Source organism: Streptomyces sp. NPDC001137 (assembly GCF_040298885.1).
Lineage (GTDB): Bacteria > Actinomycetota > Actinomycetes > Streptomycetales > Streptomycetaceae > Streptomyces.
Genome location: NZ_JBEPBA010000007.1, coordinates 94616 through 110863 on the forward strand (window position 1 = coordinate 94616; position 16248 = coordinate 110863).

A 16248-nucleotide genomic window follows, 5' to 3' on the forward strand; every position below is an offset into this window, starting at 1 on the left:
AATTCTCTGAAATGCGCCCCCTCCCAGGACCGCCCGAGCGGTCAGGGTTGAGGCAGAGAGTATGACTCCCACCAGAATGGTCGAACGATTTTCCGGCAAAGAAACACGTCGTTGCCCCAGTTGTGCGGCCGGAGTGAGCGGACTTGGGCGACTGCGTTCAATGTGTGGTCGTTCTGTACTCCCCCGTCGTTGACGCTCTGCTGTCACAGTTGAGCTGTCCGTGTTCATACGACACGAGGAGTACGCATGTACGCGCGCGCAGTCGCCGCCTTCGCCACCGCGCTCCTGGGGACCGCCGGCCTCCTGCTGCCCGGCTCCGCCGCGCGGGCCGGCGACGTCGACGAACGACCGCTGGTCATCGGGCACCGGGGGGCGTCCGCCTACGCGCCCGAGAACACCCTGGCCTCCATCGACAAGGCGGCCCGGCTGGGCATCCCCTGGGTGGAGAACGACGTCCAGCGCACCAAGGACGGCGAGCTCGTCGTCATCCACGACGACAGCCTGCAGCGCACGACCGACGTCGAGGAGGTCTTCCCCTGCCGGACGTCCTGGGAGGTGAAGGACTTCACCGCGGCCGAGATCGCACGCCTCGATGCGGGGAGCTGGTTCGGCCGCCGGTATGCGGGGGCGCGCGTGCCGACGCTGGACGAGTACATGCGCCGGGTCGAGCACAACCACCAGAAGCTGCTGCTGGAGATCAAGAATCCCGAGCTGTATCCGGGCATCGAACAGCAGACCCTCAAGGTGCTCGGCAACGACGGCTGGCTCGACCGGCAGCACCTGGCCGACCGGCTCGTCGTGCAGAGCTTCAGCGCGGACAGCCTGCGGATCGTCCACGACCTGAGACCGGCCGTCAGGACGAGCTTCCTCGGCACCCCGCACGTCTCGGACCTGCCCGCCTACGCGCGCTTCACCGACGGGATCAATCCCTCGTTCGGCTCCATCTCCATGGCTTACGTCGCCGCCGTGCACGCCTTCACGGGGCCGCACGGCAAGCCGCTCGACGTCTTCACATGGACCGTGAACGACGCGGACACCGCCCGGCAGGTCACCCGGTACGGCGTGGACGGCATCATCACCAACGAGCCCGACGTGGTCCGGGCCGCGCTGCAGGCGCCCTGAGGCCCGTTCCCCGGGCGTTGTCAGTGGCGGGTCGTACGGTGGGCGCATGGACAGCGATGGGCAGTACGAACAGCAGGTCGTGTGGGCGGTGGTCGGTACCGGGATCGGTCCGCTGCTGCTGGCCGCGACCCGCGAGGGCCTGGTCAACGTCGTGTTCCACGCCACGGACGCGGTGCGCGACAGGGCGCTCGAGCGGCTGGCGTCCCGGCTGGGCAGCGAGCCCGTCGAGGCACCCGACTCGCCCCTGCTGGCCGAGGCGATACGCCAGGTCGAGGCGTACTTCGCGGGCGAGCGGCGCGACTTCGAGCTGCCGCTGGACTGGTCGCTGATCTCGGGCTTCAACCGGCAGGTCCTGCGCGAGCTGGCCTCGGGGGTGCCGTACGGCGCGGTCGTGGGCTACGGCGACCTGGCCGGGCGGGTGGGGCAGCCGGGCGCGGCCCAGGCGGTGGGGGTGGCGATGGGGTCCAATCCGCTGCCGGTCGTCGTGCCCTGTCACCGGGTGGTGGAGAGCGACGGGGGCATCGGCGGGTTCGGGGGCGGCCTTGAGACGAAGCGCAAGCTGCTCGCACTGGAGGGGGTACTGCCCGAGCCCCTGTTCTGAGCCCCGGGCTCCATGCCCACAGCCGCAGCTGGTCCGCCGGGGCGCACGGCTAGTCGTAGTGCCGGGCCTCGAAGACGTTTCCGTCCGGGTCACGGAAGTAGAAGCTGCGCCTGGCCTTCCCGCGGGCGCCGTAGGAGTCGTAGGAGAACTCCGAGACGGGGACGGCGCGTTCCTCGAGGCGGCTGTGCAGGGCGTCGAAGTCGTCGCCCGGCAGGGCCAGGCAGACGTGGTTGACGGGATGGCCCGCGCTGTCGGCGGCGCCGGGGAGCATCTTCATGCGCTCCGCCATGGACTGGGGCATGAGGTCGAGGATGGTCTCGTCGTTGAGCCGTACCGAGGGGAACGACGCCTTCCCCGCGGAGAACTCGGTGATCCTCAGGGGGCGCAGTCCGACCGCCTTCTCATAGAAGTCGGCCGCGGCGACGGGGTCGTGCACCCACAGGACGACATGGTCGAGACGTGTCGTGTTGTCCGTCATGTTCTTCAGGCTGGTACCGCCTCCCCCGGGGCCGCAAGGGTGTGACCGGAGCTCAGCGCCGCGGGACTATGCCTTGCTCCCCCACGCCGAGATCATCGGGGCCGTGGCCAGGTCCATGCCGCCGGCCTCGATGTTCGCCAGGTGGCGGTCGATGTCCTCGTTCGTGGCGAGGTCCGCGGCGACGAGGCTGTCGCGGATCTGGCGGATCGTGGCCGATTCGAGGGCGGCGCAGGCCGGGGAGGCGAGGGGGAAGTACGCCTCGGCCTCGACGCCGTGCAGGCCGGCCTCGCGGAGCAGGCGCGGCAGGCGGCGGCCGTAGGAGAGGTCGGCGCCACGCTCGGCGAGCAGCCGGCGGAATCCGTGCCGCAGACGGTTGGCGAGTTGCTGCTCAGCGCCGTGCTCGTCGGGACAGACCAGGGGTTGCAGGGCGGGGTCGGCATCCTCGATCAGGAGCCGGCCGCCGGGCCGCAGGGCCTTGATCATCGAACGCAACGCCCGTTCGCGGTCCGGCACATGGACGAGGACCAGCCGGGCGTGCACCAGGTCGAAGCCCTCGCCCGGCGGTTCCTCGGCGCCCACGTCGTGGACGCGCACGTCCACCGGCGGGCGGGCCACCGAGGCGAGCAGCGAGGTGTCGATGTCGGTGGCGACGACCTGGCCGGCAGGGCCGACCTTCTCGGCCAGCCAGGACACCACGGAGGTGCCGCCCGCTCCGACCTCCCAGCAGCGCCATCCGGAGCCGATGCCGAGCGTTTCGAGGTGCCGGAAGGTGGTGGGATCGAAGAGGCCTGCGAAGGCGTCGAAGCGCTCTGCTGCCTCGGTCTGCCGGTTGTCGAGGAGATAGCCGTCGGATCGCTTCATGAGGCGATCATCCCAGTTGCCCTGCTTGCCGGATGCGGTCGACGAGTCACCAGCGGCGAGCTGGGCAGACGTTCTGTCGGCAAGCCCTTCGTCCACAGGCGGGAACCAACCGGAATGCCCTGCTCCCACAGGCTCACCCGCCCCTTACGCAGACCTGGCACACTGGCGCGCCAAGGCACTGACAGGCGGCTCACCACGGGGGCGGACCGCGAACCGCGCATCGAGCCCGGAGATCCACGCAAGGAGATCCAGATGTCCATGGCAGGGAATCTGCGCAAGGTCACCCACCTCAGTGGGGTCGGCGGCCTGCGCAAGGTGGCACGGCTGGCCAGGCGGCGGCCACGCGTCGACCTGAGTCACCCGGCCCGGTCCCCGCTGGGTTCCTCGGTGGTGAACTGCGTGACGTATCGCGAGGGTGCGCGGGTGCCCGGGGGCAGTGATCTGGTCGACGCCGTGGAGCGGGTGCGCAAACACGGCGACGGGTTCGTGTGGCTGGGTCTGCACGAGCCGACGGACCAGGAGTTCGCGGGCATCGCCGAGCTCTTCGATCTGCATCCGCTGGCGGTCGAGGACGCCGTCGAGGCCCATCAGCGCCCGAAGCTGGAGCGGTACGGCGAGACGCTGTTCGCCGTGTTCAAGACGGTCTGCTACGTCGAGCACGAGGAGTTGACGGCGACCAGCGAGGTGGTGAACACCGGCGAGATCATGGTGTTCGTCGGCGGGGACTTCGTGATCACGGTCCGGCACGGGATGCATGGTTCGCTGGGCCCGCTGCGCGAGGAGCTGGAGGCCGACCCGCAGCAGCTGGCGAAGGGGCCGGCCGCGGTGCTGCATGCGATCGCGGACCATGTGGTCGACGACTATCTGCTCGTCACCGACTCGGTGCAGGCGGACATCGACCAGGTGGAGATGGACGTCTTCGCGGAGAACGGCGCGCGGGCCGACCCGGGCAGGATCTACCAGCTCAAGCGTGAACTCCTCGAGCTGAAGCGGGCGGTGGTCCCTCTCGGCCGCCCCGTCGAGGACCTGGCCACCCGGCCGATCCGGGTGGTCGACCCGGAGATACAGGCCTACTTCAGGGACGTCCTCGACCATCTCATGCGGGCGAAGGAGCAGATCGCCTCCTTCGACGAACTGCTCAACTCGATCCTGCAGGCCCATCTCGCGCAGGTCACGGTCGCACAGAACGAGGACATGCGGAAGATCACGGCCTGGGCCGCGGTGATCGCCGTACCGACGATGGTCTGCGGTGTGTACGGCATGAACTTCGATCACATGCCGGAGCTGCACTGGAGGTTGGGATACCCCCTGGTCATAGGTGTGATGGCGGTCGCGTGCCTGGCGCTGTACCGCGGCTTCAGGCGCAGCGGCTGGCTGTGAGGCGCTCCGTCGGGCGGGTCAGCGCGTGGTGCTCCGCGCGTACACGCTGTGGGCGAAGTCGGCGATCTGCTCCTCCGTCAGGTGCCGGGCCACGTCGGCCTCGCTGATCATGCCGACCAGCCGCTTGTTCTCGATGACGGGGAGCCGGCGGATCTGGTGGTCCTGCATCTCGCGGAGCACGTCGCTCACGTCGGCGTTCGCGTCGATCCAGCGGGGGGTGCCGTGGGCCATCTCGCCGGCGGTGACCTTGGCCGGGTCGTGGCCCATGGCCACGCAGCCGACGACGATGTCGCGGTCGGTGAGGATGCCGCAGAGCCGCTCGTTCTGGTCGCTGATGGGCAAGGCGCCGACGTTCAGTTCGCGCATCAGCTGGGCCGCGCGGTCCAGTGTCTCGTGGGCGGGGATCCACTGGGCGCCGCGGTGCATGATGTCTCCGGCGGTGGTCATTGGAGTACCTCCCGGTGCCGGACGGCCGGCGCGGTGCGGGGACGCACCGCTAGTCCCGGCGCCCTACATTCTCGCCGCGCGGCCCGGCACCTGCACCCGGAACTCCGCGGTGGCGGACGGCCGTGCAGCGCCGTCCCGGGGACCTCAGGCCGAGAAACCCACGATCTTCCGCGGGACGATACGGATGATCACGCGGACCTCGTCGTCCTTCTCACCGGGCGGGTCGATGCCGAGGTACTTGTGCGAGAGCTCGTACGGGAGCCGCTTGCCCTCGTCGGGGAGGATCTCGGCGGTGCCGCGGATCTCGACCGAGGTGTAGGGGTCGGCGAGGTCGAAGACCGAGAGGCTGATGCGGGGGTCGCGGCGGAGGTTGCGCACCTTCTGGCGTCCGTCGGTGGAGGAGAAGAGCACGGTGTCGCCCTCGCGCTTGATCCAGACCACCGAGTTCTGCGGGGCGCCGTCGGGGCCGAGGGTGGCGACGCTGGCGAAGTTCTTGCCGTCGAGGAGGGCGCGGACGGAGTCGGCGAAGGGGACGGGATCGTTCGAGAAGGTCGTCATGGGACCACAGTAACTATATGCGCGTGCATATAAAAGGGGTTTGTCGATCAGCCCCGCCACGCGGGATGGCGCGGGTCGTCGGCCCGCACCAGGACGTCGGCCGTGCCGGCCGGGTCGGTCTCGTGCGCATAGCGCTCGAAGGCGGGGAGGGTCCAGTGGTCGGCCTCGGGGGTGCGGCGACGGAGGGCGCCGGGCGAGAGGAGGACATGGACGGTGAGGTCGAAGGGGAACCAGTGGCGCAGCAGGAGGGGGCCGTGCAGCAACAGGAAGCCGCCGGGCGGGAGTTGGGTGTAGGGAGTGCGGGTGGCGCGGTCGGTGACCGGGTCCCACAGGTCGGGCAGGACGCGGCCGTCGCTGCCGGGTTCGAGGGGGCCGAACACCTCGCGCCACAGGGCGCCGGTGTCCAGCCAGCCGTCGTAATAGGCGTCGACGTCGTGGTGGCCGTACTCGAGGCGGACGGAGGCGGGCCGCAGAAAGCCCTCCGCGCCGACGGTCAGCGAGGGGCGGCCGCGTACCCGCAGGGCCTCGGCGACGCGTTCGGCGAGGTCTCCCGGGCGGGCCGCCGGGGCTCCGTCGAAGGCGATGCGGGGCCAGGGGCTGCCGTCCGCGGGCTTGAGGTCGAGCAGGCGCTCGGCCAGGAGGTCGCCGAGCCGGTCCCAGGTGATCGCTTCGAGTCGCACACGGCCCATGATGCGTCAGTCGTCGACCCGGATGCGTCTCGGGCCGACGAGAGGGGTCGGTGGGCGCGATTTCGCGGTAGTCCGCGGTGCCCCGGAGGGGAAGGAAACACGTATGGCACGTCTTGCAACTCCTGCGCCCCACACCGGGATTGTCGTCTTCCAGCCGATCAAGAGACGGCACTGCGGGGAGTGCCATGCGGGGCCGTTGCCGCTGCTCGTGCTGGAGGAGGGGGCCCCGCGCTGTCTCGACTGTGCCGACCTCGGGCATCTGGTGTTCCTGCCGCGCGGCGACACCGCGCTGACCCGGCGGTCTCGGGAGGAGAGTGCGCTGTCGGCGGTCGTGGTGCGCTTCAACCGGCGCAAGTCGCGGTACGAGCGGCAGGGCGTCCTGGTCGAGGAGGCGGGGCTCGCCCGTGCCGAGGAGCGGTGCCTGGCGGACGCGGAGGCGCGGCGGCGGCGCCGGGTGCGGGACGCCCGGCGGCGGATCGCGGAGGACCAGCGCTTCACGGAGGCGTTCGCGGCGGAGATACGACGGCTGTTTCCCGGGTGCCCCGCGGAGCGGGCCCGGGCGATCGCGGCGCATGCGTCGGTGCGGGGCAGCGGGCGGGTGGGCCGCAGCGCGGCGGGACGGGCGCTGTCCGAGGGGGCGGTGGTCTCGGCGGTCGCGGCGTCCGTACGGCACACGGACACGCCGTACGACCAGCTGCTGATGAGCGGAGTACCGCGGCACGAGGCTCGGCGGCGGATCAGGGCGGCGGTGGAGACGGTGCTGCGGGGGTGGCGCACGGAAGAGGCGGTGGCCGGTTGACGCCCGGCCGGGTGCCGCCGGCGAAGGGCGGGATCGGTCGGCGAGAGCGCGGGGCGCTGGACGCATGCGTATGTGACCGCGTTCTTCGGCCATGGTCACTGTGCTCGTACGGGAATTCACTTGTGGTGACGGGGGGTGCCGGGGAAGATCTCGGCTCTACGCGGGAGTTGACGACATGATCGATGGACCGTATTTCTGGCTGACGGTGCTGGGGGTGCTCGGGACCGGTCTGGTGGCCGGGGTTTTCTGCGGCTTCTCGACGTTCGTGATGAGGGGGCTCGCCGCGCTGCCGCCCGCGCAGGGTGTGGCCGCGATGAACGCGATCAACGTGACCGCGGTGATGCCGGCGTTCATGCTGGTGTTCGTGGGGTCGGCGGTGCTGTGCGCCGTGCTCGCCGTGGTGACGTTCGTGCTGTGGCCGGACGACGGGAGGGTGGAGCTGCTGCTGGGCAGCGCGCTGTATCTGTTCGGCTCGTTCGGGGTGACCATGGTCGCGAACGTGCCCCGCAACGACGCGCTGGCCAGGCTGGACCCGGGCACCCCCGAAGCCGCCGCGTACTGGCCGTCGTACATACGCGAGTGGACGTTCTGGAATCACGTGAGGATGGTCGCCTCGGCAGGTTCGGCGGTGGCGTATGTGCTGGCGCTGACCTGAGAGTGCGGAGGGTGCTCAGGAATTCCGGGCGGATCTCGGGGGAGCTCTGGGAAAGACGGGCGGAAAGCGCTGTCCGTCCCCTCTGCGCACGGGGCCGGGGAGTCGTATCGTGGCCGAAAGAGTGCCGCCCGATGACGCACGGCTCGTCGCATGCGTAGGCAAGGAAGACGGCCATGGCCGATCCCAAGGGATTCATGACCACGCCTCGCCAGGACTGGCCCCGCCGCCCGGTCGCGGAACGGGTCCAGGACTGGGACGAGGTCTACGTCCCCGGGGCGCTGCTGCCCATCATCAACAAACAGGCCGACCGGTGCATGGACTGCGGCATACCGTTCTGCCACGACGCCTGCCCGCTCGGCAATCTGATACCGGAGTGGAACGACCTGGTCAGCCGGGACGACTGGCGGCAGGCGGCCGACCGGCTGCATGCCACCAACAACTTCCCCGAGTTCACCGGGCGGTTGTGTCCCGCGCCGTGCGAGGCGGGGTGTGTACTGGCCATCAACCAGCCCGCGGTCACGATCAAGAACGTCGAAGTCGCCATCGCGGACCGGGCCTGGGAGCTGGGGTTCGCGCCCCCGCGGCCGCCGGACCGGCTCTCCGGGCGGACCGTCGCGGTGATCGGGTCCGGGCCGACCGGGCTGGCCGCGGCCCAGCAGCTGACACGGGCCGGGCACACGGTCGCCGTGTACGAGAAGGACGACCGGCTCGGCGGGCTGATGCGGTACGGCATTCCCGAGTTCAAGATGGAGAAGCACCATCTGGACCGTCGGCTGGAGCAGATGCGCGCCGAGGGGACCAAGTTCCGTACGTCGACGGCGGTCGGGCGGGACGTCGGAGCGGCGGAGTTGCGGGCCCGGTACGACGCCGTGGTGATCGCGACAGGGGCGACCGCCTGGCGTGAACTGCCCATTCCCGGACGGGAGTTGGCCGGGATACAGCAGGCGATGGAGTATCTGCCGCTGGCCAACCGGGTGTGCGCAGGGGACCTGGAGAGCTCCCCGATGTCCGCCGCCGGGAAGCACGTCGTCATCGTCGGCGGCGGTGACACCGGCGCGGACTGTCTGGGGACCGCGGTGCGTGAAGGGGCCGCGTCCGTCACGCAGTTGGACATCTACGCCCAGCCCGGCGCCGCGCGCGACGAGGACACCGAGCCCTGGCCGACGTACCCGAAGCTCTACCGGCTGTCGGCCGCCCACGAGGAGGCCCGGGATCTGGAGACGGCGCCGGCGGCGGACGCGGACGCGCGGCTGTTCGCGGCGTCCACGCTCCGCTTCACCGGCGACGAGAGCGGGCATGTGCGGTCGCTGCACCTGGTCGAGGTGGATGCGGCCCGGCGTCCACGGCCCGGCACCGGGCGGACGCTCCCCGCCGACCTCGTGCTGCTCGCGCTCGGCTTCTCGGGACCCGACCGGGGGGACGGGCTCGTCGACCAGCTCGGGCTGGCGATGGAGCCCCGCGGGACGATCACCCGCGACGCGGGGTTCGCGACGAACGTGTCCGGCGTGTTCGCGGCCGGGGACGCCGCACGGGGGCAGTCGCTGATCGTGTGGGCGATCGCGGAGGGGCGGGCGGTGGCGGCGGCCGTCGACCGTTATCTGACGGGGAGTTCGCGGCTGCCGGCGCCCATCGGGCCGTACGACCGTCCGATGACGGTGTAGCAACCGTCGATCCCTCTAGCGGCGCCGCTCGTCCGTCCCCGCCACCTTGGCCGTCGAAAGCGCCACCCGGTTCCAGGTGTTGATCGTGAGGATCAGGGCGAGGACGTGGGCCAGTTCGTCCTCGTCGAACTGGGCCGCGGCCTGCGCGTAGACCTCGTCCGGGACGCCGCCGTCGGCCACCAGCGTCACCGCCTCGGTCAGGGCGAGAGCGGCCTGTTCCCGCTCGGTGAAGAAGTGGCGGGCCTCGCGCCAGACGGCGACCATGTGCAGCCGGTCCTCGCTCTCGCCGGCCTTGCGGGCGTCGCCCGTGTGCATGTGCAGACAGTACGCGCAGCGGTTGAGGTGCGAGGCGCGGATCTGGATCAGTTCGACGAGGGCCGGGTCGAGTCCCTCGCGGGCGGCGGCGTCGAAGCCGATGAGCGCGCGGAAGACCTTCGGGGCGGACTTCGCGAAGTCGAGGCGACCCGTGGTGATGTGTGTCGTGTTCGTCGTCATGTGCTTCAACCTACGCGGTGGAAAGACCCACGCTATGGTGCATTTTTATGGCGAAAGCATGGGTCAATTCCGCGGAGCGGATCGGGGCCGACCTGCATCTGGAGCTGGCGGGGGCGGGTGGGCGGCGGGCCGCGCTGATCGGGGCGCTGCGCGAGGCCGTGCGGCAGGGGCGGCTCGCTCCCGGAACCCGGCTGCCGCCCTACCGCTCGCTCGCCGCCGACCTCGGCGTCGCCCGCAACACGGTGGCCGACGCGTACGCGGAGCTGGTGGCGGAGGGCTGGCTGAGCGCCCGGCAGGGCTCCGGCACCCGGGTCGCACACCGTGCCGCACCTCTGCGGCCTGCCGGGCGGTCGCCGGGAAAGACGCCGCCACGCGCGCGTGCCCCTCGCCACGATCTGCGCCAGGGCACCCCGGACGCGTCCACGTTCCCGCGCGCGGCCTGGCTGGCGTCCTACCGGCGGGCCCTGCAGCAGGCGCCCAACGAGGTGTTCGGCCCCGGTGATCCCGCCGGGCGGATCGAGCTCAGGGAGGCGCTCACGGAGTATCTGGCACGCGCGCGTGGAGTGCGCACCGAGCCGGACAGGATCGTGATCTGCTCCGGTTTCGCGCACGGGCTGCGGCTGCTCTTCGGCGGCCGGGACCGGGTCCTCGCCGGACCGCTGGCCGTGGAGGCGTACGGGCTGCCGTTCCACCGTGAGCTGCTGGCGGCCGAGGGCGTGCGGACCGTACCGCTCCCCCTGGACGAACAGGGCGCACGCGTGGACCGGCTGGCGCGGGAGCGGGCCGTTCTGCTCACGCCCGCGCACCAGTTCCCCACCGGAGGGCCGTTGCACGCGGAGCGCAGAGCCGCGGTGGTGGACTGGGCACGCGCGCGTGGCGGTGTGGTGGTGGAGGACGACTACGACGGGGACTTCCGTTACGACCGCAGGCCCGTCGGGGCGGTCCAGGGGCTCGACCCCGAGCGGGTGATCCTCCTCGGCTCGGTCAGCAAGAGTCTGTCGCCGGCCGTGCGGCTGGGCTGGATGGTGCTGCCCGGGCGGTACGTGGACGGGGTGCTCGCGGCCAAGGGCGAGCGCGAGGCCTGGGCGAGCGTCCTCGACCAGCTGAGCCTCGCCGACTTCATCGCCTGCGGCTCGTACGACCGTCATGTACGGCGCATGCGGCAGCGGTACCGCAGCCGCCGTGACCGCCTCGTCGCGGCACTCGCCACGCACGCACCGCACATCGAGGTCACCGGGGTCGCGGCGGGCCTGCACGCGGTTCTGCGACTGCCGCCCGGCACCGAACGGTCCGTCCTCAAGGCCGCCGCCTGGCAGGGCGTCGCCCTGGACGGACTGGCCGAATTTCGCCACCCGGCCGCGGACATGACGACCCAGGACGGTCTGGTCGTGGGCTATGCGACGCCCTCCGAGCATGCCTACGGGGCGGCGTTGGAGGCACTGTGCGGGGTGCTGCCGCCGGAGGCGGACAAGCCGCGTCCCGCGTCCGGATGAGCCGCCGACCCCGCGGGGATCAGGGCTCGCGTCCCACCGCCCCGTACCCCGGGATCACCCCGTCGTCCTGACCCGGAACCGGCTCCCCCAGCTCGGGGTGCCGCAGCTGCGGCACCTCGACACCGGGTCCGATGAGGTCCAGGCGGGTGCCGCCTGCGGCCTTGAGCTGCTCCGCTCGCGGCCTTCGACTCCTCGGGGGGTCGTTGTCGCAGTGGAGGACCCGGGCCTCGGGTGCGATCTCCTGGGCGACCTGGTGCAGATTGGGCTCGGTGGGAATGCCGGTACCGATGTCGAGGATCTGCCGTACGCCGTTTCGGGTCGGCGATACATCCGGGCGGGATGCGGCTTGCTGGTGTCGATCTCAACCATTAATTGATGATCCATCAGTTCACAATCGGAGCTTTGTCCCTCTTCAAGGCCGGAAGTTGATCAAGTGTCCGAGCGGGTGCCGGACCAACGCGTCACGACAGCAGGAAGTCCGCCTCCCCCGCCTTGGCGCCCTCGATGAACGCCGTCATCTCGTCGGTGGTGTAGATCAGCGCCGGCCCGTCCGGGTCGGTGGACTGGCGGACGGCGATCCGGCCGTCCGCCAGCTTCATCGCCTCCAGGCAGTTGCCGCCGTTGCCGCCGCTCCACGGCTTGAGCCAGCCCTCGCTGCCCAACTCCCGCGCGGGCATGCCGTTGTAGACGCGCCCCCGCGCCTTGATGCGATCCATTCACAGCTCCTTGCGGAGATCCTCGAGGATCTCCTTCGTGCGATGTGCCGTAGCGGCCTGCGCCGCCATGCGGTCCATGACCTCGAGGTGGGTCGCCACCTCGGCGCGCGCGTCGAGATAGACGGCGCCGGTCAGGTACTCGCTGTAGACCATGTCCGGCAGTTCTGACATGGCAAATCGGAACAGCACGAAGGGCCCGTACGTACCGGGGTGCGGGCCGCCCGCGAAGGGCGCGACCTGCACGGTCACGTTGGGCAGCTTCGTGGCCTCGAGCAGTCTGTCGATCTGGGCACGCATCACCTCCGGGCCACCCACCGGGCGGCGCAGCGCGGTCTCGTCCAGGACGGCCCAGAAGCGGGGCGCGTCCTGACGGGTGAGCAGTTCCTGGCGTTGTACGCGCAGGGCGACATGGCGCTCGATGTCCTCGGGGCTGGTCTGGCCGATCGCACCCGAGCGCAGGACTCCGCGGGCGTAGTCCTCGGTCTGCAGCAGACCGGGGACGAAGTGGGGGTCGTAGGAGCGGATGAGGCTCGCGGCACCCTCGAGGCTGACGTACATGGAGAACCAGCCGGGCAGGATGTCGTGGAACCGCTGCCACCAGCCGGGCCGGTTGGCCTCCTCGGCCAGCCGTACGAACTCCTCGGCCTCCTCGTCCGAGACGCCGTAGGACTTCAGGAGCAGCTGGAGGTAGGGGATTTTGAGGGCGACCTCGGCCATCTCCATGCGGCGGACGGTGGCGGGGGCGACCCGGAGGATGCGGGCGGCCTCCTCGCGCTTGAGGCCGGCGTACTCCCGCAGCTCCAACAGGCGGCGACCGAGGACGACTTGACCGACCGTCGGCGCGGACCGCGGTTCGCTCACCCTCCACCTCCCGTGGCCGCTGAGAGTCCAAAAAAAGCGTGCTGACAGCCATACGGCGCCATTCGAAGACCTATTCGAAGATCTGTACGGTTTCGTACGGATCTCCGTCGATCCCAACTGGCGCCGTCCGACGTGCTGTTGCGAGCAGTGTGCCATGGCCTTCCACACCGTCACAGTCACTCTGCAATTTTCAGAGTGACACTTGCCAAGTGTTCACGCCGGGGCGATAGTGGCAAGCGTGATTCCGTCCGCGCCCTTAGGAACAGACGCCGCCGAAGGCCGCCCCCACAGCCTCGGTGCACGCCAAGAGGGGGCCCCTGCCGAACGCCGGTTCCGCTTCGAGCTGGCCGCGCATCCGGCTTCTCCCGCGCAGGCCAGACGCCTGACGAGGGCCCGGCTGAACGTCTGGACGGTGTGCGAGGACATCTGCGACACCGCGGCTCTGGTCGTCTCCGAGCTGGTCACCAACGCCCTCGTGCACACGGCGAGCAGCCGCATCGTCTGCGAGCTGCACGACGGCGACGAGCTGGTGCGCATAGCCGTGCGGGACGAGGGCTGCTCCCCGGACGCGCCCCGTGCGTCGCGGGCGCGGCCCGAGGAGGAGCACGGGAGGGGGTTGCTCCTCATCGACGCGCTGTGCGACGCATGGGGCGCCCATGAGCACGGTCCGGGGCTGCTCGTGTGGGCGGAGCTGCCGCGCCGGGCCGCCACCGCACGCCATGACTGCGGGCCCTGCACCCAGGTGAAGGGGCCGTACAACGACCTGGGCTGGGGAGCCCGCCCCAAGCCGGGGCCGGCCGGTGGTTCGGGTGACGAGGACGAGGTGGCCGCACCGCGTGGTGGGGACGCACACCACGGCCGGCACGGGACGGGGGCCGGGCGGTGAGCGCTGCGTCCGGCGGCCGGGTGCTGAGCCTGGACACGCTGGTCCGCCTCGGGCGCGGAGTACGCACGCCGGGCAGGCCCCGGCGACTGCCCGTGCCGGACGGCATGACGGCCCCGATGGGCTGCGACGCGGTGGAGGTGCCCGCCCGCTTCGGCCCCCTGGTGCTGTCCCGGCTGCCACGCGTGGGGTGCGTGTACGCCGACGCGGCGCACTGGTGGTGGCTCGTCCCCTCCGACTCCGACTACGCACTTCAGTGGCCGACGCCCGCGCAGTACGCCGCCGGGGCGCTAGTTCCGGACGCCCCGGCGGTCCCCGACCTCATCCACCGGCCGGTCGGCACACTCCCCTACACCCCGCCGATCCCTCTGTATCTGGCGCTGTGCCGGGTGACGGGGACGACTCCGACGTGGTCACGGCCGGCCGTCGCATGACCCTCGTGGTTGCGTAAACATCGCCACCATGCAGGGCGTACGCCCGCGCGCTCGGCCCGCTGTGCCACACGCTCTCCCCCGGCGGGTCCGGTCCCGCGATAGTGGCCGTTCGTCGACATGGATCGGGGGAGGCCGGCGGTGGCGGAATCACAGGGGTCGGGCAGGCGGGCGAAGAAGCGCGACGAGGGCCCGCCCGAGGTCTCCGAGTCGGAACAGCTGCTCTTCGGCGGGCCGTTGCGCTACGACCTGGGCTGGAACCAGCACCGGGACGCGTTCCTGGAGCTGAACTTCCGGGCGATGGTGACACGGCTGCCGGCCCTGCTGGGCTCCAGCTTCCGGCTCGCCTGGCAGGCCGACCGGCAGGCGGCGCGGATCGTGCTGGCGGCCGAGGCGGGCCGGGGCGTGGCCCAGGCGGTGGGCCTGCTCGCCATGAACAGCGTCCTGGGGCGGCTGATCACCGGCGGGGCGATCGGGGACCGGCTGCGCGACGCCGTGCCGGTGCTGGCCGCGATGGCCTCCGTGGCCCTGCTCGGGGCGCTGCTGCGGGGAGCGTCGACGTATGCGACCGGACGCCTGGAGCCCAAGGTGGAGCGGGTGGCGACCGAGTTGTACCTGGAGCGGGCGGCGGCCGTGGAGCTGGCCGCGATCGAGGACCACGCCTTCCACAAGCTGCTGGACACCGCGCAGTACGGCGCCGGTTCGGCGCGGCGGATGATCTCGTACTCCACGCGCGTGGTGAGCGCGCTGATCTCGCTGATCGCGGCGGCCGGCGTGCTGACCGTGCTGCACCCCGTCCTGCTCCCGCTGCTGGCGACGATGACGTTGCCGACGGCGTGGAGCGCGCTGACGAACGCCCGGCGGCGCTACGAGTCCTGGCACACCTGGGTGCAGCATGCCCGGGCCGGCTATCTGCTCAGCGGCCTGCTCACCGAACCGGCCGCGGCGCCCGAGATCCGGGTGCACGGGGTGGGCCCCTTCCTGCTGCGGCACTACCGCGCCATGGCGGAGACGGCGGAGGCCGAGCAGGCGCGGCTGGCCCGGCTTGCGGCGCGCACCGGGGTGATCGCGTCGGCCTGGACGGGCCTCGCGAGCGTGGCGACGTACGCGACGCTCGCCGGGCTTCTGCTCGCCGGTGCGATGGCGCTGTCCGTGGCGGGTACGGCGGTGATCGCGATCCGCACGGGCTCGTCGAGCCTGGACAACCTGGTGGTGGCGGTCAACTCGCTCCACGAGGACGCCCTGTTCGTGGGCGATCTGCAGAAGCTGTACGTCGAGGCGGCCGAGCGGGCGATCCCGGTCGGCGGCGACCCGCTGCCCGAGGACCCGCGGGAGATCCGCTTCGAGAACGTCACGTTCAGCTACCCGGGCGAGTCCGCCCGCCCCGCCCTCGACGACGTCACGCTCAGCCTCCCGCTGGGCCGGATCGTGGCGCTGGTCGGGGAGAACGGCTCCGGCAAGACGACGCTGGTCAAGCTGCTCGCGGGCCTGTACAAGCCGGACGGCGGACGGATCCTGTGGGACGGCGTCGACGCGGCGACCGCCGACCGGCACCAGCTCGCCGAGCGGGTCGCGATGGTGGCCCAGGACTTCAAGCGCTGGCCGTTCACGGCCCGCGTGAACGTGGCCATCGGCCGCTCCTCCGTGCCCCTGACCGAGGAACGCATGACCACGTCCCTCGCGCAGGCCGGCGCGGAGGACGTGGTGGCCGATCTGCCGCGCGGCCTGGACACACTGCTGGCCCGCCAGTTCAACGGGGGCCACGAGCTGTCCGGCGGCCAGTGGCAGCGGCTCGGCGTGGCACGGGCCGCCTATCGACGCGGCCGGATCCTGGTCGTGGACGAACCGACGGCCGCCCTGGACGCGCGGGCCGAGCTGGAGGTCTTCGAGAAGATCCGCGCCCTGGCCTCGGCCGGGCAGACCGTCGTGCTGATCACCCACCGGCTGGCGTCGGTGCGCCATGCGGACCTGGTGCACGTCCTCGACCAGGGCCGGGTGGCGGAGTCCGGAACCCCGGACGAGCTGCTGGCGAGCGGCGGTATCTACGCGGAGCTGTACTCGCTTCAGGCCGAGCAGTACTCGGCGCCGGTACCGAAGGCCGGTTGAGCCGGCGCCGCT

The 16248-nt window shown here is 71.2% G+C and carries 18 protein-coding genes and 1 pseudogene; 10 read left to right on the plus strand and 9 right to left on the minus strand.

Going from position 1 to position 16248, the window contains the following annotated elements; all coding sequences use genetic code 11:
- Positions 1 to 246 precede the first annotated feature (246 nt).
- Together ABT254_RS15895 and ABT254_RS15900 are read left to right on the plus strand one after the other, a co-directional pair.
- Positions 247 to 1122 (plus strand): glycerophosphodiester phosphodiesterase, encoded by an 876-nt coding sequence (locus ABT254_RS15895; protein WP_351469383.1) that lies wholly within the window; start codon positions 247 to 249, stop codon positions 1120 to 1122.
- 46 nt (positions 1123 to 1168) lie between these two features.
- Complete coding sequence (locus tag ABT254_RS15900) at positions 1169 to 1723, plus strand: methylated-DNA--[protein]-cysteine S-methyltransferase (protein WP_351469386.1); 555 nt, start codon at positions 1169 to 1171, stop codon at positions 1721 to 1723.
- Positions 1724 to 1772: 49 nt separating this feature from the next.
- Here ABT254_RS15900 and ABT254_RS15905 read toward each other — a convergent pair whose 3' ends face one another.
- Together ABT254_RS15905 and ABT254_RS15910 are read right to left on the minus strand one after the other, a co-directional pair.
- The gene (locus tag ABT254_RS15905) at positions 1773 to 2201 is read right to left on the minus strand and encodes a VOC family protein (RefSeq protein WP_351469389.1); all 429 of its coding nucleotides are present in this window, start codon (positions 2199 to 2201) and stop codon (positions 1773 to 1775) included.
- A gap of 66 nt (positions 2202 to 2267) precedes the next feature.
- Positions 2268 to 3062, minus strand: coding sequence for a class I SAM-dependent methyltransferase (locus ABT254_RS15910; RefSeq protein WP_351469391.1), 795 nt, complete (start codon positions 3060 to 3062; stop codon positions 2268 to 2270).
- A 252-nt stretch (positions 3063 to 3314) separates the two neighbouring features.
- Between ABT254_RS15910 and ABT254_RS15915 the strand changes: the two genes are divergently transcribed.
- Positions 3315 to 4442: a magnesium and cobalt transport protein CorA gene (locus ABT254_RS15915; RefSeq protein ID WP_351469394.1), complete on the plus strand. Its 1128-nt coding sequence runs from the start codon at positions 3315 to 3317 to the stop codon at positions 4440 to 4442.
- A gap of 18 nt (positions 4443 to 4460) precedes the next feature.
- On the opposite strand, the gene ABT254_RS15920 is transcribed toward ABT254_RS15915, so the two are convergent.
- The 3 genes from ABT254_RS15920 to ABT254_RS15930 all read right to left on the minus strand — a co-directional run bounded on the left by ABT254_RS15920 (position 4461) and on the right by ABT254_RS15930 (position 6136).
- Positions 4461 to 4889 (minus strand): CBS domain-containing protein, encoded by a 429-nt coding sequence (locus tag ABT254_RS15920; RefSeq protein ID WP_351469397.1) that lies wholly within the window; start codon positions 4887 to 4889, stop codon positions 4461 to 4463.
- 144 nt (positions 4890 to 5033) lie between these two features.
- Positions 5034 to 5447 (minus strand): PPOX class F420-dependent oxidoreductase, encoded by a 414-nt coding sequence (locus ABT254_RS15925; RefSeq protein ID WP_351469400.1) that lies wholly within the window; start codon positions 5445 to 5447, stop codon positions 5034 to 5036.
- A 47-nt stretch (positions 5448 to 5494) separates the two neighbouring features.
- Complete coding sequence (locus ABT254_RS15930; protein WP_351469403.1) at positions 5495 to 6136, minus strand: nucleoside/nucleotide kinase family protein; 642 nt, start codon at positions 6134 to 6136, stop codon at positions 5495 to 5497.
- A gap of 103 nt (positions 6137 to 6239) precedes the next feature.
- On the opposite strand from ABT254_RS15930, the gene ABT254_RS15935 reads away from it, so the two are divergent.
- The 3 genes from ABT254_RS15935 to ABT254_RS15945 all read left to right on the plus strand — a co-directional run bounded on the left by ABT254_RS15935 (position 6240) and on the right by ABT254_RS15945 (position 9251).
- Entirely contained in the window at positions 6240 to 6935 is a 696-nt protein-coding gene (locus tag ABT254_RS15935; RefSeq protein WP_351469406.1) for a DUF2293 domain-containing protein, read from the plus strand.
- Positions 6936 to 7110: 175 nt separating this feature from the next.
- Positions 7111 to 7590 carry an anthrone oxygenase family protein gene (locus ABT254_RS15940; protein WP_351469409.1) on the plus strand — a complete coding sequence of 160 codons (480 nt, stop codon included), beginning with the start codon at positions 7111 to 7113 and terminating at the stop codon, positions 7588 to 7590.
- A 173-nt stretch (positions 7591 to 7763) separates the two neighbouring features.
- Positions 7764 to 9251 (plus strand): glutamate synthase subunit beta, encoded by a 1488-nt coding sequence (locus ABT254_RS15945; RefSeq protein ID WP_351469412.1) that lies wholly within the window; start codon positions 7764 to 7766, stop codon positions 9249 to 9251.
- A gap of 15 nt (positions 9252 to 9266) precedes the next feature.
- Here the strand turns inward: ABT254_RS15945 and ABT254_RS15950 are convergent, their stop codons facing one another.
- Entirely contained in the window at positions 9267 to 9746 is a 480-nt protein-coding gene (locus ABT254_RS15950; protein WP_351469415.1) for a carboxymuconolactone decarboxylase family protein, read from the minus strand.
- Between the two features lie 47 nt (positions 9747 to 9793).
- Between ABT254_RS15950 and pdxR the strand changes: the two genes are divergently transcribed.
- A complete protein-coding gene (gene pdxR / locus ABT254_RS15955; protein WP_351469418.1) occupies positions 9794 to 11239 on the plus strand; it encodes a MocR-like pyridoxine biosynthesis transcription factor PdxR in 1446 nt (481 codons plus the stop codon).
- A gap of 19 nt (positions 11240 to 11258) precedes the next feature.
- Here pdxR and ABT254_RS15960 read toward each other — a convergent pair.
- From ABT254_RS15960 to ABT254_RS15970, 3 genes and pseudogenes are all read right to left on the minus strand, one after another.
- A pseudogene (locus ABT254_RS15960) lies at positions 11259 to 11608 on the minus strand (SAM-dependent methyltransferase).
- Between the two features lie 92 nt (positions 11609 to 11700).
- A complete protein-coding gene (locus ABT254_RS15965; RefSeq protein ID WP_351469421.1) occupies positions 11701 to 11955 on the minus strand; it encodes a DUF397 domain-containing protein in 255 nt (84 codons plus the stop codon).
- Positions 11956 to 12816, minus strand: a complete 861-nt coding sequence (locus tag ABT254_RS15970) for a Sco1979 family transcriptional regulator (protein WP_351469424.1) — start codon at positions 12814 to 12816, stop codon at positions 11956 to 11958.
- Positions 12817 to 13054: 238 nt separating this feature from the next.
- Here ABT254_RS15970 and ABT254_RS15975 point away from each other — a divergent pair, with 238 nt between their 5' ends.
- The 3 genes from ABT254_RS15975 (at position 13055) to ABT254_RS15985 (ending at position 16236) form a co-directional block, all read left to right on the plus strand.
- Positions 13055 to 13702, plus strand: coding sequence for an ATP-binding protein (locus ABT254_RS15975; protein ID WP_450750467.1), 648 nt, complete (start codon positions 13055 to 13057; stop codon positions 13700 to 13702).
- Positions 13699 to 14133, plus strand: a complete 435-nt coding sequence (locus ABT254_RS15980; RefSeq protein ID WP_351469430.1) for a hypothetical protein — start codon at positions 13699 to 13701, stop codon at positions 14131 to 14133. Before ABT254_RS15975 ends, ABT254_RS15980 begins: the two co-directional genes overlap by 4 nt.
- 246 nt (positions 14134 to 14379) lie before the next feature.
- Entirely contained in the window at positions 14380 to 16236 is a 1857-nt protein-coding gene (locus ABT254_RS15985) for an ABC transporter ATP-binding protein (RefSeq protein WP_450750581.1), read from the plus strand.
- The last annotated feature ends 12 nt before the right edge of the window (positions 16237 to 16248 follow it).

Excerpts from the sequence above, each read along its gene's own strand:
- ABT254_RS15895 (WP_351469383.1), top strand. The coding sequence starts at position 247 with ATGTACGCGCGCGCAGTCGCCGCCTTCGCCACCGCGCTCCTGGGGACC.
- ABT254_RS15940 (WP_351469409.1), top strand. The coding sequence starts at position 7,111 with ATGATCGATGGACCGTATTTCTGGCTGACGGTGCTGGGGGTGCTCGGG.
- ABT254_RS15925 (WP_351469400.1), bottom strand. The coding sequence starts at position 5,447 with ATGACGACCTTCTCGAACGATCCCGTCCCCTTCGCCGACTCCGTCCGC.
- ABT254_RS15900 (WP_351469386.1), top strand. The coding sequence starts at position 1,169 with ATGGACAGCGATGGGCAGTACGAACAGCAGGTCGTGTGGGCGGTGGTC.
- ABT254_RS15935 (WP_351469406.1), top strand. The coding sequence starts at position 6,240 with ATGGCACGTCTTGCAACTCCTGCGCCCCACACCGGGATTGTCGTCTTC.
- ABT254_RS15950 (WP_351469415.1), bottom strand. The coding sequence starts at position 9,746 with ATGACGACGAACACGACACACATCACCACGGGTCGCCTCGACTTCGCG.
- ABT254_RS15965 (WP_351469421.1), bottom strand. The coding sequence starts at position 11,955 with ATGGATCGCATCAAGGCGCGGGGGCGCGTCTACAACGGCATGCCCGCG.
- ABT254_RS15920 (WP_351469397.1), bottom strand. The coding sequence starts at position 4,889 with ATGACCACCGCCGGAGACATCATGCACCGCGGCGCCCAGTGGATCCCC.
- ABT254_RS15905 (WP_351469389.1), bottom strand. The coding sequence starts at position 2,201 with ATGACGGACAACACGACACGTCTCGACCATGTCGTCCTGTGGGTGCAC.
- pdxR (WP_351469418.1), top strand. The coding sequence starts at position 9,794 with ATGGCGAAAGCATGGGTCAATTCCGCGGAGCGGATCGGGGCCGACCTG.
- ABT254_RS15930 (WP_351469403.1), bottom strand. The coding sequence starts at position 6,136 with ATGGGCCGTGTGCGACTCGAAGCGATCACCTGGGACCGGCTCGGCGAC.
- ABT254_RS15910 (WP_351469391.1), bottom strand. The coding sequence starts at position 3,062 with ATGAAGCGATCCGACGGCTATCTCCTCGACAACCGGCAGACCGAGGCA.
- ABT254_RS15915 (WP_351469394.1), top strand. The coding sequence starts at position 3,315 with ATGTCCATGGCAGGGAATCTGCGCAAGGTCACCCACCTCAGTGGGGTC.
- ABT254_RS15945 (WP_351469412.1), top strand. The coding sequence starts at position 7,764 with ATGGCCGATCCCAAGGGATTCATGACCACGCCTCGCCAGGACTGGCCC.